Genomic DNA, 421 nt, shown 5'->3' with positions numbered 1-421 from the left:
GTGGTGATGGTGCCCCAGTCCACCTTGACGCCGGCTTCTTGCTGCTTCGACTTGTAGGGCGCAAGGATCGCACCGGCATTGGTGTAGCCGCCGGTCAAGGGCACCACCTGCCCCGGTGAAAGGCCTTCAGCATAATTCGCGTAGAGCGAGACGTTGTGCCACGGCTTGACCACGAGGCCGGCCAGTGGAGTCGTCGCTGACGCATCGTAGGGCGCCCCAGTCAGAAGTCCGCTCGTTGGATCGAACCCTTCCTGTCTAATCTTCTGGTGACGCACACCAAGCGTGAACAGCACCGCGTCGTTGAGGAATGACAGTGTGTCCGAAATTGCGACGCTCGAAAGTGTCAGATCACCGCTCTTGCCCAATGCAGGACGCCCTGCTTCGATACCAGGGAGCGGCGCCGGATTATAGACATTCCATG

Annotated in this window: 1 protein-coding gene; it reads right to left on the bottom strand. The window is 59.9% G+C overall.

What is annotated here, in order from left to right:
- The coding region (locus DY467_RS25745; RefSeq protein ID WP_164639870.1) for a TonB-dependent receptor domain-containing protein at positions 1 to 421 on the bottom strand (421 nt) is incomplete at both ends.

The organism is Rhodopseudomonas sp. BR0G17, assembly GCF_010907025.1.
Taxonomy (GTDB): Bacteria; Pseudomonadota; Alphaproteobacteria; order Rhizobiales; family Xanthobacteraceae; genus Rhodopseudomonas; species Rhodopseudomonas palustris_H.
This window is presented reverse-complemented; position numbering and strand designations above follow the sequence as displayed.